We start from the raw sequence: 15,206 nt of genomic DNA on the forward strand, positions 1-15,206 counted from the left end.
CCCTATTCGCGGCCATCATTATTCGAATTATATCCCCGGCGCTCTGAAACCATTGAGCCGCCGGGCAAAGGCGCTTGAGCCATCGCGCCGAACCGAATATCCCAATTTCCGACCTTGATCATCCAAAGGACGCCCCCGATGTGCGCCGACACGCCCCAGACGCCTGACTACAAAGACACTCTCAATCTGCCGAAAACCGATTTCCCGATGCGCGCGGGCCTGCCCAAGCGCGAGCCTGCCTGGCTGGAACGCTGGGCGCAGATCGGCGTCTACGACAAACTCCGCGAGAAGGCCGCCGCGGCCAAGGGCTCGGACGCGGAGCGCAAACCCTTCACCCTGCATGACGGCCCCCCCTACGCCAACGGCCACCTGCACATCGGCCACGCGCTGAACAAGACCATCAAGGACATGATCGTGCGCTCGCACCAGATGATGGGCTTTGACGCGCGCTATGTGCCGGGCTGGGACTGCCACGGCCTGCCGATCGAATGGAAGATCGAGGAGCAGTACCGCAAGAAGGGCAAGAACAAGGACGCGGTGCCGGTCGTGGAATTCCGCCAGGAATGCCGCGCCTTTGCCGACAGCTGGGTCGAAATACAGCGCGAGGAGTTCAAGCGGCTGGGCATCACCGGCAACTGGGACGATCCGTATCTGACCATGAACTACCACGCCGAGGCGGTCATCGCAGACGAGTTCATGAAGTTCCTGATGAACGGCACGCTCTACCAAGGCTCCAAGCCGGTGATGTGGTCGCCTGTCGAGAAAACCGCCCTGGCCGAGGCCGAGGTCGAGTATCACGACAAGGAAAGCTTCACCATCTGGGTGAAGTTCAAGGTGGCCGAGGCCGGCGGCTTCGTGGCTGCTGACGGCGAGGATGCCGATTATGCCGGCGCCGACTCGGCGATCGTTGCGCAGGATCTGGAAGGCGCCCATGTGGTGATCTGGACCACCACCCCCTGGACCATCCCGTCGAACAAGGCAGTGGTTTACGGTGCGGACATTGCCTATGGCCTTTATGAAGTCACGGGCACCCCGGACGAATGCTGGGCCGCGGCGGGCGACCGCTTCCTGCTGGCTGACAACCTGGCCGCGGATGTATTCAAACGCGCGCGTCTGAGCGAGGACCAGTATACCCGCCTGCGCGGGGTTTCCGCCGAGGAACTGTCCAGCTTGTCGCTGAAGCATCCGCTGGCCGGCGCCGAAGGCTCGAACGGCGAATGGGACGGCATCCGCGACTTCCGCGCCGCCAGCTTCGTGACCGACACCGAAGGCACCGGCTTTGTCCACTGTGCACCGAGCCACGGGATGGAGGAGTTCGAGCTCTACCGTGATCTGAACATGCTGGAGCAGATGATCACCTATAACGTCATGGACGACGGCGGCTTCCGGGCTGACCTGCCGTTCTTCGGCGGCACCTACATCCTCAACCGCAAGGGCGGCGAGGGCGATGCCAACAAGACCATCATCGACAAGCTGGTAGAGGTCGGCGGCCTGCTGGCGCGCGGCAAGATCAAGCACAGCTACCCGCATTCCTGGCGCTCCAAGGCGCCGATCATCTACCGCAACACGCCGCAGTGGTTCGCCTCTGTCGACCGCAAGCTGGATGACGGCATGGGCGAGATGGGTGACAGCATCCGCGAACGCGCCCTGCGCTCGATCGACGAGCTGGTGAAGTGGTACCCGCAGACCGGCCGCAACCGCCTGTTCTCGATGATCGAAAGCCGCCCCGACTGGGTGCTGAGCCGCCAGCGCGCCTGGGGCGTGCCGCTTACCTGCTTTACCAGGAAGGGCGCGCTGCCGACCGATGCGGATTTCCTGCTGCGCAACGAGGACGTGAACAAGCGCATCGTGGCCGAGTTCGAGGAGCACGGCGCCGATGTCTGGTACGAGGACGGCTTCAAGGCGCGGGTTCTGGGGAACAGCGTGGACCCGGACGATTACGACCAGGTGTTCGACGTGCTGGACGTATGGTTCGACTCCGGCTCGACCCATGCCTTTGTGCTGCGCGACCGCGAAGACGGCACCGAGGACGGCATTGCCGACGTCTACATGGAAGGCACCGACCAGCACCGCGGCTGGTTCCACTCCTCTCTGCTGCAGGCCTGCGGCACCAAGGGCCGCGCGCCCTACCGCAACGTGGTGACCCACGGCTTCACGCTGGACGAGAAGGGCATGAAGATGTCCAAATCGCTCGGCAACACCATCGTGCCGGAGGAGGTCGTCAAACAATACGGCGCCGACATCCTGCGCCTGTGGGTGGCCCAGACCGACTATACCGCCGACCAGCGGATCGGGCCGGAGATCCTGAAGGGCACCGCCGACAGCTACCGCCGCCTGCGCAATACCATGCGGTTCATGCTGGGGTCGCTGGGCGACTTCCGCGAAGAGCAGCGGGTGGCGCCGGAGGATATGCCGGAGCTGGAACGCTGGGTGCTGCACCGTCTTGCGGAACTCGACCAGAAGGTGCGCAGCGGCTACCAGTCGTTTGACTTCCAGGGTGTGTTCTCGTCGGTCTTCAACTTTGCCACTGTGGATCTGTCGGCCTTCTACTTCGACATCCGCAAGGATGCGCTCTACTGCGACGGCGACACGCTGAATGCCCGCGCCGCGCGCACCGTTCTGGACATCCTGTTCCACCGCCTGACCACTTGGCTGGCGCCGATCCTGGTCTTCACCATGGAAGAGGTCTGGCTGGAGAAATATCCGGGCGAGGGCAGCTCTGTTCACCTGCAGGACATCCCGGAAACCCCGGCGGACTGGCTGAACCCGCCGCTGGCCGATAAATGGTCCAAGATCCGCCAGGCCCGCCGGGTGGTGACCGCGGCGCTGGAGGTGCAGCGCACCGACAAGGTGATCGGTGCCTCGCTGGAGGCCGCGCCGGTGGTGCATGTGCGCGACAAGGAGGCGCTGGCGGCGCTGAAATCGGTCAACTTCGCCGATATCTGCATCACCTCGGATATCATGCTGACCAATGACCCTGCCCCGGCCGAAGCCTTCCGGATGCCGGAGGTGGATGGCGTCTCAGTGGTGTTTGAGAAGGCCGAAGGCGATAAGTGCCAGCGCTGCTGGAAGATCCTGCCGGATGTGGGCCGCCACAGCCACGCGGGCGTCTGTGGCCGCTGCGACAGCGCGCTGAGCTGACCCGCCGCTCACCCCGTAATTGAGTGCAGCGCCCGGCCCGATGGCCGGGCGCTGTCGTTTTTGCGATGCTATTACGCAACTCCCTGCACTTTTCCCGGGTGCTGCCTTGTGTCCAAGGGTTTTGGATTCCTCTAGATGTTGACCGGTTTTCCACAACTGGTTAAGAATTCGTTAATTCTATGAAGATTTTCAGCCATTCATTCAAAAACATGGCATGGGGCAGGGGGGGCAGTTTTTAATGCTGAAGCTGAAAGCGGACGCGCAACCGGCGGTCGAGTTTGGCACGCCGCGCAAAATGGCAGTCCGGATTGACGGGATCTCTGCGCCGAAAAACATGAAAGTCGGGCTGGTGGCTGGCGGTGCGGGCCCAACGGCAAGCAGCGTGATGGACCCGGTCAAGACGTCTGAACCCGTTGTGACAAGTGCAGCGAAGGCAGCGCAAATACCTGCGCCCGCCGCGCAGCAGGCGCCTGCCCGAACCCTAATAGTTTTGAAGGCGGCAAAAGCAGTTAAGGCGGCCTTTGCCGCCCGGGCGGCGCGGGCAGAACTGCAGCCCTTTGCCGCTGCTGAAACCGGAAGCCCCCTGCCGAATGCTGAAACCGGAAGCCCCCTGCCGAAACTGGGCCTGGCCGCTGCCGGGCTGGCGGTGGCTTCTGCCATGCTGCTTTATTTCCAGTTCGGCGGTGGCACCACGCCTGCGGACATTGACCAGGCCAGCCTGGCGCCGGACGCGGTTCTTCCCGCCGGGGCGGCTTCGGCTGCGGGCTTGGCCGAGGGCGCAGGCAGCGGCGAGGACGCTTTGGTTGCCCGTATCACCGCCGGCACGCTGGCCGCGCTGCGCAGCAAGCAGGCCGAGCCCGGCCCTGCAACGCCGGCCGCCGCCGCTGCGGCGCCTGCCGAAGGCACCGCGCTGTTCAAAATGGTGATGACCGCCGCCGCCCAGGGCCAGTCGGAGGCCTACATCGACCAGATGGTGAACGGCGCCTATGCGCGCCGGGAAATCACCGTGCCCGCCAGCCTGATTGACGCCGGCGGGCGGGTCGACACCGCCACGCTGCTGGCGCTATTCGTCGGCAATTGACCTTTGCTCCGGCGGCTGCGCCGGAGCTGCCACCGGGATGCCCGCACAGATTGTGGTGCTGTCAGACCGGCGGCTTTTCATAACAAAAACAACACAGACCCGCGCCGCAGGCCGAAAACGGCCGCGGTGCTCAAGACTTCCGGGGGGACCATGAAGACCTTTTTCGCTGCCGCAGCCATGGGGCTGTTTGCGCTTGCCGCCAACTCCGCAGCCGCAGAGACCTGCGGCGGGGTGTATACCGTGCAGTCCGGCGACAGCCTGTCGGTGATTGCCGACAAGATGTACAAGGACGCGGGCAAGTGGAGCGCCATCCACAATCGCAACATCGACCAGATCGGCCCCAAGCCGAACGCGATCCGGGCCGGCATGAAGCTGTCGCTGGCCTGCCTGGAAGGGCTGCCGCTGGGCCTGCCGGGCGGCAAGGAGATCAGCGCCGCCGCCCCGGCCGCTGCGGTGCCGGTCAAGGTGGCGCCGGGCAATGCCGCTGTGCGCAAGAAGATCAACCTGCTGACCGGCGACGACTATGCGCCGTTCACCTCCAAGGCTTCGCACAATGGCGGGCTGATCACCGAGGTGGTGAACGCCGCCATGGCCAAGGCGGCGCCGGCCGAAGGCTACGCCATCCACTGGGTGAACGACTGGGCCTCGCATTTCGACCCGCTGCTGTCCAACGCGCTCCTGGACCTGGGCTTCCCCTGGTACAAGCCCGACTGCGAAACCATGCCGGACAGCTACCGCTGCCAGAACTTCCACTTCTCGGAGCCGATGTTCGAAACCCTGATGCTGCTGTTTGCCGACAGCAGCCGGCCCTTCGCCTTTGAGCAGGACAGCGACATCGAGGGCAAGACACTGTGCCGCCCCGCGGGCTATCTGACCTTTGATCTGGATGAGCGCGGCCGCAACTGGATTGCGGAGAAGAAGATCACCCTGAAGCAGCCGCACAAGGTGAAGGACTGTTTTGACATGGTGGCCGCGGGCGAGGCCGATGCGGTGGCAATCAACGAATTCACCGGCCGCAGCGTGATGAAGGAGCACGGGCTGGAGGACCGGTTCACCGTCCTGCCGCAGCCCTTGTCGGTGCTGGGCATCTATGTGGTGGTCCACAAGACCCATCCGCGCGCGGATCAGATGCTGTCGATGGTCAACACCGGCCTGCGCAGCATCCAGGAGGACGGCAGCTATCAGGCGATTGTCGAAGACCACATGGCCCGGATCTGGGCCGGTTTCTGAGGGGGATGCCATCATGAAACGGCTGTTCTCCCGCCTTATCCAGTTGGCCGCCTTCTTCAGCCTGGCGCCGGCCGCCGCCTGGGCGATCTGCGATGTCGACTATGTGGCGCAGCCCGGCGACACGCTGTTTTCCATCGCCGAGACCCACTATGGCGACCGCGAGCGCTGGACGCTGGTCTATTACCACAACCAGAAACTGCTGGCGGGCGCGACGGTGCTGCCGGGCCGCAAGCTGTTCATCCCCTGCATCACCGGCGCCACCGCCCCGGATGCCACGCCGCTGCGCCAGGAAAAGGCAGAGCTGACGCTGCTGACCGGCGGCGGCTATGCGCCGTTCACCGGCCGCGGCCTGCCGGGGCAGGGGATGGTGACCGAACTGGTCAACGCCGCGCTGGAGCTGGCGCCTGCGCCAGTCAGCTATTCGGTGAGCTGGGAGGATGACTGGTCCAAGCACCTGTTCCCGATGCTGGACCAGAAGGAATTCGATATGGGCTTCCCTTGGCTCAAGCCCGACTGCGCGGCTGAGCCGGACAATGAGCGCTGCGCCAGCTTCCATTTCTCGGACCCGGTGATGACCTTGCCGATCATGCTGTTTGCCCGCGCCGACAGCGGCTTTGACTACCGCGAGGACGCCGACGTCGAGGGCAAGACCCTGTGCCGCCCGGCCGGTTATTTCACCCATGATCTGAACCGTCCCGGGCGCCGCTGGCTGGACGGCGGCAAAATCACTCTGGTGCAGCCGAAGACCCCCGCCGATTGCTTCCGCATGGTGGCAGAGGGCAAGGTGGACGCGGTTGCGGTCAACCTGTTCCTGGGCGCCAGCACAATCGTTGGGGAAGGGCTGCGCGACACCGTCGTGCCGCTGGAAAAACCGCTGTCGGAAGAGGGCCTGCATGTGGTGATTTCCAAGCGCCACTGGCGCGGCACCACCCATCTTTACCGGATCAATGCGGGCCTGCAAAAGCTGCGCGGCAGCGGCCGGTTCGAAGAGATCATGTCGCGCCACCTGGAGCTGTTTTGGGCGCAGCTGCAATAAGGGGCGGCGCACAAAGAGGCGGCTGCGTCAGGCTGACAGGGTTTTGACCGCCTTGTAGGCGTGGCAGGCCGCCTCGCATTCGGCCTCGCTGCCCGGGTCCTGATGTTCGGCGCGCTGCAGCAGAAGGTGCTCTGCCAGGACCGGGTTTTCCTGCGGCAGGCCGGACGCCGGTCCGGTGCCCTGCTGGGCGGCGGCGGCCGGACGGCTGCGGCGGTCATCGCGGCCGGACGGGTCCTGCGGATGGCCATGCGGTTCCTGCTCCCGCGGGCTGGTGTTTGCGGATTCGCTGCGGTCCGGGTCATCTGAGCGCACAACCGGACGGGCGGTCAGATGGCCGCGGTTCGGTTTGACAGGATCTACCCTTCCTGAAACTGGCAAAAACATAGAGCGGGTCCTTCGCGTTGGCTGTGAACCGGTCTTAAGCGAAGGTTAACATAAGACGCTTAACAGCAGGTTAACGCGGTTCCGCAGGGCGTAGCGGCCGGGCGGGCGGCCCGCAAATGGGCCTGAAAAACCAGCCTGGAAGCCGGCCTTATGAGCCGGTGATAAGCCGGGCCTTGATATAGCTGGCTTCCGCCTGAAGCGCACTGACCGGTTTGGGGCCGGCCTGGCAGCCATTCATCAGGTCCTGATAGAACGCGGCCATGCCGATGTCGTTCACCTGCTTCAGGTTCAGCGCACCGGTGCGGGCCGCGTCGCGGGCCGGGCCGATATACTGCGCAGTCAGCGCCTCCGTGCGGGCGTCGCTCAGCACCTGCTGCCGCTGCAGGCTGCGGCCGATGCCCCGGGTGGTGCCGTCGATCAGCGGCGTATCCACCGGCTGGCCGCCTGCCTCCGCGATCATGGGCTGCTTGCGGTACGCAGCCTGCATCTGCTTCATGCCGTTATAGAGACTGGCGGTGCCGGAAACTGCAGACAGCATTTGATTACCCTTCGCTTCGTTCTTGAGACCCACTTTATGATAATTTGATGTAATTGGGTGAGGAACTCTTAGCATTGGTTAACGCGGCATTAACCGCGCTTGCGGCAACCGGGCGCAGGCGGCCTTGCCAGCAGGGAAATTCCCGGGGATGATGGGGCCTGTGGCAGAGCCGGGGAGGCAGGATGATTTCAGCCAGCCTTGAAACACCTGTCGGCGCGCTCAGCGTGACAGAACGGGGCGGTGCGCTTGTGCGGCTGGACTGGTCTGCGGCGGCAACGGGGCGGTCGGCCTTGCTGGACCGGGCAGTGGCGCAGCTGCGCGCCTATTTCGCCGGGGAGCTGACGGAATTCGATCTGCCGCTGCATGTGGAGGGTTCTGAGTTCCAAAAGGCGGTTTGCGAGGCGATGCAGGCGATCCCTTTTGGCGAAACCCGCACCTATGGGGAGATTGCCAAGGATCTCGGCGCCCCGCCCCAGCCGGTGGGCAATGCCTGCGGCGGCAATCCGATCCCTGTGATCATCCCCTGCCACCGCGTGCTCAGCGCCACGGGGCTGGGCGGGTTTTCCGGCCAGGGCGGGGTGGAAACCAAGGTTGCCCTGCTGAAACACGAAGGCGCCGCGGGCCTGCTGATCTGACCTTGCAGGCTGGCCGCTGTGTCTTGCGGGGCTTCAATTGCGCTGAATAAGAAACAGGGGTTCCAGGCCCGCAGGGCACAGCGGGGCAGCGTCCCCGCGGGAGCAAATCGTGCCGGGGGGGCGGCACGGCAAGGGGTCAGGCAAACAGGGCCTTCACCTGGTCATACAGCGGTGCGGTGTCCGCGCCGGAAGTTTCGGAAAAATCGCTGATCAGCGCCAGGATCACCGATTCCATATCAGCTTCGGACGGAGCCTCAGAGACGGGTGCGGCGGCGGCTTCTGCGGCGCTGTCTGCCGGGGCTGCGCCGCCGGTCTCCGCGGTGCCGGAGGTGCCGCCCGCCGGCGGCTGTGCGGCCTCGGCGGCGCCGGCCTGCTTGGCGCGCCAGCCCCAGGCCTTGGCATGGTCGGGCGGCCCCGGCTGTTTGCTGCCGGTCACTGCGTTCAAGGCGTTGCTCAGCCCGCTTGGGGCGAGGGCAGGGGCGGATACGGAATGCATGGCGGTCTCCTGTGATCGCTGCCGCGAGGGCAAAGTCCCGGTCAGTGTCCGCAGTTGCCCGTTAAATCCGGCTTACCGGCGCGGCCGCTTTCTAATGCAAAACCCATTCAAACTTTCGGCGGTTTGCCAAAGCCCTGGGGCGCCTGCGAAAATGCGTGGCCGGTGCAGGGCCGCGCGTGCGGGCCGCGGCAGGATCAGGGATGCGAGGGCGCGCGGCGGCGTTCGGGAATGATCTGCTGGGCGATGCCGACAAACAGCAGGTAGACCGAGGTGACCACCAGACCCCAATGGGCCCAGCTGGACGGGTGGAAATCGACCCAGGCGGCCCAGCCGGCAAAGAACGTCCAGGCCAGCGCCATCGGCAGCGAGACCTTGCGCCAGCGGGCTGTGCGCACCGGATGAATGAATTTCAGCGGCAGGAACATGGCAATGGACAGCAGCGTCACCAGCACCAGGCTGGTCCAATGGCTGGGCTCCAGCGCAAAGATCACCAGCACCAGCATGTTCCAGCAGCCCGGAAACCCGGAGAAGGAATTGTCCTTGGTCTTCATCCGCGTGTCGGCAAAATACATCGCGCTGCCAAAGGTGATCACGATGATCGCAAACCAGCCGGTCCAGCCCGCCATCAGCCCCGATTGGAACAGCGCAAAGGCGGGGATGAACACATAGGTCAGATAGTCGATGATCAGGTCCAGCAGGACCCCGTCGAACTCAGGCGAATAGCGCTTGACGTGGTAATGCCGCGCCAGCGGGCCGTCGATGCCGTCCACCGCAAAGGCGACCACCAGCCAGACGAACATCAGGCTCCACTTGCCCTCCGCCGCTGCCAGCATCGACAGCATGGCGAAGACGGCGCCGGTTGCGGTGAGCAGGTGAACGGAGAGGGCGCGGATCTGTGGTGTCATGGGTCCCTGATGGCGAATTTGCCCCGGTCCCGCAACCGTTCAATGCAGCTTTGAGCGGAATTCCGTGCCGGCAAAAAACTGGATGCGGGCCATGCGGCGGCCAAAGGGGACGGGGTCGGTGATATCGGGGGAGGAGAACGGCGCCCCGCACGGCAGATCGCCCATCCGCTCCCGCGGCTGGCCGCCGGGCGGCGGGGCGGGGGCGGCAGGGGCGCCATCGGCATAGAGGGCGGCAGAACCGGGAATGGTCATAGCGGAATCCTTTCTGGATCGGTTTCCGCCATAAAGCCGCAGCGGCCTTAACACCGGCTTGCCGCAGCGTGCAAAAATAGCGCGCATTTTAGCTAATCGAGCTCAGGCCGGCCGATCCGGCGCCGGCGGGCTCAGCCGCAGCAGCCGCGTCCTGTTTGCACCGGCGGGCAGGGCACGGTGCCGTAAGAACAGAACACGCAGCAGTCGCCGGGCCGGGGCCGCAGCAGGCTGCGGCAGCCCGGGCATTCGTGGAACCATTGGCAGGCGTCTTGCGGCATCCTTTCCGTCGCCTGATGCCCGCAGGACGGGCAGGTGAGCGTGCTGGTCAGGATGGGGTCTTCAGGCTGTGAGACGGGCATGGGCAGGCCTCCCTGGTGCCAGCAAAGGCCGGAAACCGCGCCGGGTCAAGTCACGCCTTGGGGTGGGCGCGCATGTAGACATCCATCAGATGGGCGGTGTCCACTGCCGTATAGGCCTGGGTGGTCGACAGCGACGCATGGCCCAAAAGCTCTTGAATGGCGCGCAGATCGCCGCCCGCCTCCAGCAGGTGGGTGGCAAAGCTGTGGCGCAGCGCATGCGGGGTCGCGGTGGCGGGCAGCCCCAGCTGGGCACGGGTCTTGGCCATCACCTCCTGGATCTGGCGCGGGTTCAGCGCGCCGCCGCGCACACCGCGGAACAGCGGCGCCGCGCGTTCCTGCGGGTGCGGGCACAGCGCCAGATAGCGGTCCACCGCGGCGCGGGCGGCGGGCAGCACCGGCACCACGCGCTCCTTGCGGCCCTTGCCCAGAATGCGCAGCACCTGCGGCAGCGGCGCGTCGGCGCCCTTCAGCCCCAGTGCCTCGGAAATCCGCAGGCCGCAGCCATAGAGCAGCGTGACCACCGCCACGTCGCGGGCGGCCACCCAGTCCGTGTCCGATTGCAGCTCCACCGTCTCCAGCACCGCCTTGGCGGCCTCCGGCGCCAGCGGACGGGGCAGCTTTTTCTGAAACTTGGGCGCGCGCGCCAGCAGCACCGCGGCAGGCTCAAACCCCTCGCGCTTGGCCAGCCAGCGGTAGAAGGTCTTGACCGCCGACAGCTTGCGTGCCAGCGACCGCGCGCCGGTGCCGGAGTTGCGCTCCGACGCCATCCAGGCCCGCATGTCGGCGGTGGTGATCCGCGCCAGCGCGCCCAGTCCCTGCGGGCCGCCAAAGTGCTGCGTCATGAAGGCCAGAAAGGCGGTCACATCGCCGCGGTAGGCCGCCAGCGTGTTGGCCGAGGCATCCTCCAGCCCGCCCAGCCGCTCCAGCCAGAGCTGCAGCGCATCGCGGCAGGCCGGGGAGATCAGGGTCATGACAGCCAGCAGCGCATCGAACGTTCGAAAACGCCGCTGAAAAAGCCCAGCAGATCAGCGCCTTGCATCGGCGAGAACTGATGCGGGTCTTCCGACCCCAGCACCAGCATCCCGGGCAGGCGGCCTTCGCCCAGATCCAGCATCAGGCAGGCCTCGGAGCGGATCCATTCGGCCTTTTGCCCATAGACCCGCGGGCTGCCGCCCTGGGTCTGGCGCAGGGTCACGGTGCGCTGGCTGCCGGGCTGTCCGGCATAGCTTTCGGTGAAGCCGGGGCCTGCCAGTTTCAGTGCGCCCGACTTGCGCTCGACCGCGGCGCCGCCGGGCTGCGCGGTTTCCAGCACCAGCGCCAGGGCATCGACACGCAGGATCTCCGGCATGTCCTGTTCCAGGCAGGCGAGGAAGGCGGTGAAATCGCGCGGCTCCAGCAGCCGCAGCACGGCGCGGTGAATGAGGTTGGTGCCGGCCAGGTTGTCGTAAGCCGCGGCGATGACCGAGCGGTGGGTGTCCTCCAGCCGGTCGAGCCGCGCCGCCATCCGCTCCATCGCGATGCCGCGCAGGTCGACGACGTTGGAGCCCATCGCGCGCTCATTGGCGGCGACCAGGGCGTTCATCAGGTGCTGGTCTTCCAGCACCGCGTCGGGTTTGGCGAGGATCGCCTCGCGCAGCTGGTCTTCCAGGCTGACTGAAGGGCTTGTACTGCTCATGGGTGAACTCTTACGGCTCCGGACCTCTGACGGGTTTGGTGACGTGTATAACACGGGATTCGCGCAATGCTGCGGAAAAATTCCGGACCGGCAGAAATTGCCGCGCGCAGGCAGGCTCCCGCCCGTCGCCGGTGCATCGCAATGCCCCGCTCCCGTTGGGCCGGGCGCCGGGCAGATGCCCGGCGCAGCGGCGCAACAGCGCCGCGGCAGCGCGCTGGCAGGCGCGCTGCCGGGCCCAAGCCGCTCCAGGCGGCCCGGCGTCAGCCGGGGGGCTTGGCGGTGCGGGAGCGCTTGGCCCGCAGCGGCCAAAGCAACACATTCCGAAGAAACACCTGCCAAAGAAGCACTGGCCAAAGAAAAAGGCGCCCGCAGCGGGGCGCCTTGTGTTGCATCCGGTCCGGCAGGAAGATCAGAGGATCTTGATCTCTGCCGCCTTGATGTCGGCGAGGAAGGCATCCAGGCCCTTGTCGGTCAGGGGGTGGTTCACCATTGCCTTGATGACCGCGGGCGGCGCGGTGATCACGTCGGCGCCGATGCGGGCCGAATCCAGCACGTGGTTCACCGAACGGATCGAGGCCGCCAGGATCTGCGTGTCAAAGCCGTAGTTGTCATAGATGATGCGGATGTCCTCGATCAGCTCCATGCCGTCCAGGTTGATGTCATCCAGACGCCCGACGAAGGGGGAGATGAAGGTCGCGCCCGCCTTGGCTGCCAGCAGCGCCTGGTTGGCGGAGAAGCACAGGGTCACGTTCACCATGTGGCCGTCATCGGTCAGGGTTTTGCAGGCCTTGAGGCCGTCCCAGGTCAGCGGCACCTTGACGGCGATGTTCTCGGCGATCTCCACCAGCTTGCGGCCTTCGGCGATCATGGTTTCCGCATCGGTTGCGGTCACTTCCGCCGACACCGGACCGTCGACCAGGGCGCAGATCTCCTTGGTGACCTCGATGATGTCGCGGCCGGATTTCTTGATCAGCGACGGGTTGGTGGTGACACCGTCCACCATGCCCAGATCGTTCAGCTCGGCAATCGCGTCGATCTCGGCGGTATCTACGAAGAATTTCATGGGGCAGTCCTTTGGATGGGTTGGCCTCGGTCGCCTCAGCCTTTACCTCATGGGATTACGGGCGGCAACATGGGCAGCAGCATGAGCGGGCAGGAGTTCTTTCAGGCAGGCGAAAGGGTCGGGGTTCTGACCACGCAACCCCTTGACCGGCTGCTGGATTACCGCGCGCCGGAGGGCGGCTGTTACCTCGGCGCCTATGTCGAGGTGCCGCTGGGGCCGCGCAAGGTGCTGGGCGTGGTCTGGGGGCCGGGTGCCGGGGACTTCGATTCGGCCAAGCTGCGCTCGGTGATCCGGGTGCTGGATGTCGCGCCGATGCGCAGCGAGATGCGCCAGTTCCTCGGCAAAGCCGCCGACTACACCCTGACCCCGATGCCCGCGATGCTGCGGCTGGCCACCCGCGCGCCGGGCCTCAGCGATCCGCCCTCGATGCGCAAGATCCTGCGCCGGGGCGACGGCGTGCCGGACCGGATGACCGAGGCCCGCACCCGCGTGCTGGAGGTGCTGGAGGAGTTCGGCGGCCTCGCCTTCACCCCGCGCGAGCTGGCGGATATGGCCGATGTCACGCCTTCGGTGGTGAAGGGGCTGGTGAAACAGGGCGCATTGCGCGAGGAGGAAGCGCCGCGCGACACCCCCTATCCGCATCTGGACCCGGAACTGCCTTCCAAGCAATTGACCGACGACCAGGCCAACGCGGCAGCTGCGCTTGCAGATGCCGTGCACAGCGGGCGCTACGGGACAACCTTGCTGAAGGGCGTCACCGGCTCCGGCAAGACCGAGGTCTACCTGGAGGCCGTTGCCGCCGCCCTGCGCGCCGGGCGGCAGGCGCTGGTGCTGCTGCCGGAGATCGCGCTGACCGCCGAATTCCTGACCCGCGTCGAGGCCCGGTTCGGTGCCAAACCGGCTGAGTGGCACTCCGGCGCCACCATGACCGAACGCCGCCGGGTCTGGAAAATGGTCGGGCAGGGGGCGGCGCAGCTGGTGATCGGCGCCCGTTCCGCCCTGTTTCTGCCGTTCCGCGACCTTGGCCTGATCATCGTCGATGAGGAGCACGACACTTCCTACAAGCAGGAGGACGGGGTGCTCTACAACGCCCGCGACATGGCGGTGCTGCGCGCGGCGATGTGTTCGGCGCAGGTGGTGCTGGCCTCAGCCACGCCCTCGCTGGAGACCTGGGCCAATGCCGAGGCGGGCAAGTACAAGCGGCTGAACCTCACCTCCCGCTTCGGCGCCTCGGTGCTGCCGGAGATGCGCGCGGTGGACATGCGGTCAGAAGACCTGCTGCCCGCCACCTGGATCTCGCCAACCCTGAAGCAGGCGATGACCCTCAGAATGGAACGCGGCGAGCAGTCGCTCCTGTTCCTGAACCGCCGCGGCTTTGCCCCGGTCACAATCTGCCGTGCCTGCGGCGCGCAGGTGGCCTGCGACCATTGCGACGCGCGGATGGTCGAGCACCGTTTCATGAAGCGGCTGATGTGCCACCAGTGCGGCGAAACCAAGCCGGTGCCCGAGGCCTGCCCCTCCTGCGAGGTGGAGGGCAAGATGGCCCCCGTCGGCCCCGGCATCGAGCGTCTGGCGGAGGAAGCCACCGCCCTGTTTCCGGAGGCGCGCATCGCGGTGCTCAGCTCCGACCTCTTCGGCTCCGCCCGCGCGCTGAAACAGAGGATCGGGGAGATTGCAGCAGGCGAGGCCGACATCATCCTCGGCACCCAGCTGGTCGCCAAGGGCCACAACTTTCCGCTCCTGACGCTGGTGGGGGTGATCGACGCCGACCTCGGCCTGCAGGGCTCCGACCTGCGCGCGGCGGAGCGGACCTTTCAGCTGATGCGCCAGGTGGCGGGCCGGGCCGGCCGCGCCGAGCGGCCGGGAGAGGCCCTGATGCAGACCTTTCAGCCTGAACACCCGGTGATCCGGGCGATCCTGTCGGGGGATGAGGAAAATTTCTGGAAGGCCGAAGCCGCCGAACGCCAGGCCGCCGGCGTGCCGCCCTACGGGCGGATGGCGGGGATCATCCTGTCGGGTCCGGATTTGGCGGCGGTGTTTGACCTCGGCAATGCGATGGCCCGCAACGATGGTCCCCTGCGCCAGATCGGCGCCCAGCTGTTCGGCCCGGCCCCGGCCCCCATCGCCCGGGTGCGCGGCCGCCACCGGGTGCGGCTGCTGGTCAAGGCGGCCAAGGGCGTGCCGCTGCAGGACGCCATCGCCCGCTGGATCGCGCCGCTGCGGCTGAAGGGCGACTTGCGGCTGAGCGTCGACATCGACCCGCAGAGTTTCTTTTAGGACTGCGGCAGACGGGGGCTCTGCCCCCGGCCCCTGCGGGCCTCCCCCGGGATATTTGGGGCCAGATGAAGTGTGGATCCTTCATTCATCTGGCTGAAAATATCCCGGAGCGCGAGGCAGAGCCTCGCCTGAAA

Annotated in this window: 15 protein-coding genes; 6 read left to right on the forward strand and 9 right to left on the reverse strand. The window is 66.1% G+C overall.

Translation table 11 applies throughout. The annotated features are described in order from the left end of the window. Positions 1-138: 138 nt before the first annotated feature. The 4 genes from ileS (at position 139) to R2C4_RS04095 (ending at position 6,488) form a co-directional block, all read left to right on the forward strand. Positions 139-3,141, forward strand: coding sequence for an isoleucine--tRNA ligase (gene ileS, locus R2C4_RS04080; protein ID WP_141889693.1), 3,003 nt, complete (start codon positions 139-141; stop codon positions 3,139-3,141). Between the two features lie 238 nt (positions 3,142-3,379). Further along, positions 3,380-4,222, forward strand: coding sequence for a hypothetical protein (locus R2C4_RS04085; protein WP_141889694.1), 843 nt, complete (start codon positions 3,380-3,382; stop codon positions 4,220-4,222). A 150-nt stretch (positions 4,223-4,372) separates the two neighbouring features. Next, a complete protein-coding gene (locus R2C4_RS04090; RefSeq protein ID WP_141889695.1) occupies positions 4,373-5,452 on the forward strand; it encodes a transporter substrate-binding domain-containing protein in 1,080 nt (359 codons plus the stop codon). A 13-nt stretch (positions 5,453-5,465) separates the two neighbouring features. Then, positions 5,466-6,488: a transporter substrate-binding domain-containing protein gene (locus tag R2C4_RS04095; RefSeq protein ID WP_141889696.1), complete on the forward strand. Its 1,023-nt coding sequence runs from the start codon at positions 5,466-5,468 to the stop codon at positions 6,486-6,488. A gap of 27 nt (positions 6,489-6,515) precedes the next feature. Here R2C4_RS04095 and R2C4_RS04100 read toward each other — a convergent pair whose 3' ends face one another. Together R2C4_RS04100 and R2C4_RS04105 are read right to left on the reverse strand one after the other, a co-directional pair. Then, positions 6,516-6,872 carry a hypothetical protein gene (locus tag R2C4_RS04100; RefSeq protein ID WP_141889697.1) on the reverse strand — a complete coding sequence of 119 codons (357 nt, stop codon included), beginning with the start codon at positions 6,870-6,872 and terminating at the stop codon, positions 6,516-6,518. A gap of 148 nt (positions 6,873-7,020) precedes the next feature. After that, entirely contained in the window at positions 7,021-7,410 is a 390-nt protein-coding gene (locus R2C4_RS04105) for a hypothetical protein (RefSeq protein WP_141889698.1), read from the reverse strand. Positions 7,411-7,592: 182 nt separating this feature from the next. Here R2C4_RS04105 and R2C4_RS04110 point away from each other — a divergent pair, with 182 nt between their 5' ends. Beyond that, a complete protein-coding gene (locus R2C4_RS04110; RefSeq protein WP_141889699.1) occupies positions 7,593-8,045 on the forward strand; it encodes a methylated-DNA--[protein]-cysteine S-methyltransferase in 453 nt (150 codons plus the stop codon). 136 nt (positions 8,046-8,181) lie between these two features. Here the strand turns inward: R2C4_RS04110 and R2C4_RS04115 are convergent, their stop codons facing one another. The 7 genes from R2C4_RS04115 to fsa form a co-directional block, all read right to left on the reverse strand. Then, positions 8,182-8,541, reverse strand: coding sequence for a hypothetical protein (locus R2C4_RS04115; protein ID WP_141889700.1), 360 nt, complete (start codon positions 8,539-8,541; stop codon positions 8,182-8,184). Positions 8,542-8,735: 194 nt separating this feature from the next. Then, on the reverse strand, positions 8,736-9,446 hold the full coding sequence (locus tag R2C4_RS04120; RefSeq protein WP_058286603.1) for a CDP-alcohol phosphatidyltransferase family protein: 711 nt from the start codon (positions 9,444-9,446) through the stop codon (positions 8,736-8,738). Between the two features lie 39 nt (positions 9,447-9,485). Beyond that, entirely contained in the window at positions 9,486-9,698 is a 213-nt protein-coding gene (locus R2C4_RS04125; RefSeq protein ID WP_058286604.1) for a hypothetical protein, read from the reverse strand. 131 nt (positions 9,699-9,829) lie between these two features. Next, on the reverse strand, positions 9,830-10,057 hold the full coding sequence (locus tag R2C4_RS21370; RefSeq protein WP_141889701.1) for a GDCCVxC domain-containing (seleno)protein: 228 nt from the start codon (positions 10,055-10,057) through the stop codon (positions 9,830-9,832). Positions 10,058-10,107: 50 nt separating this feature from the next. Further along, positions 10,108-11,028: a tyrosine recombinase XerC gene (locus tag R2C4_RS04135; protein WP_141889702.1), complete on the reverse strand. Its 921-nt coding sequence runs from the start codon at positions 11,026-11,028 to the stop codon at positions 10,108-10,110. Next, the gene (locus R2C4_RS04140; protein ID WP_141889703.1) at positions 11,025-11,732 is read right to left on the reverse strand and encodes a DUF484 family protein; all 708 of its coding nucleotides are present in this window, start codon (positions 11,730-11,732) and stop codon (positions 11,025-11,027) included. Before R2C4_RS04140 ends, R2C4_RS04135 begins: the two co-directional genes overlap by 4 nt. Before the next feature lie 409 nt (positions 11,733-12,141). Then, complete coding sequence (gene fsa / locus R2C4_RS04145; protein WP_008557895.1) at positions 12,142-12,795, reverse strand: fructose-6-phosphate aldolase; 654 nt, start codon at positions 12,793-12,795, stop codon at positions 12,142-12,144. Positions 12,796-12,876: 81 nt separating this feature from the next. On the opposite strand from fsa, the gene R2C4_RS04150 reads away from it, so the two are divergent. Next, the gene (locus R2C4_RS04150) at positions 12,877-15,072 is read left to right on the forward strand and encodes a primosomal protein N' (protein WP_141892032.1); all 2,196 of its coding nucleotides are present in this window, start codon (positions 12,877-12,879) and stop codon (positions 15,070-15,072) included. Positions 15,073-15,206: the final 134 nt, after the last annotated feature.

Origin of the sequence: Leisingera aquaemixtae (assembly GCF_006740765.1) — a bacterium.
Classification (GTDB): Bacteria; Pseudomonadota; Alphaproteobacteria; order Rhodobacterales; family Rhodobacteraceae; genus Leisingera; species Leisingera aquaemixtae.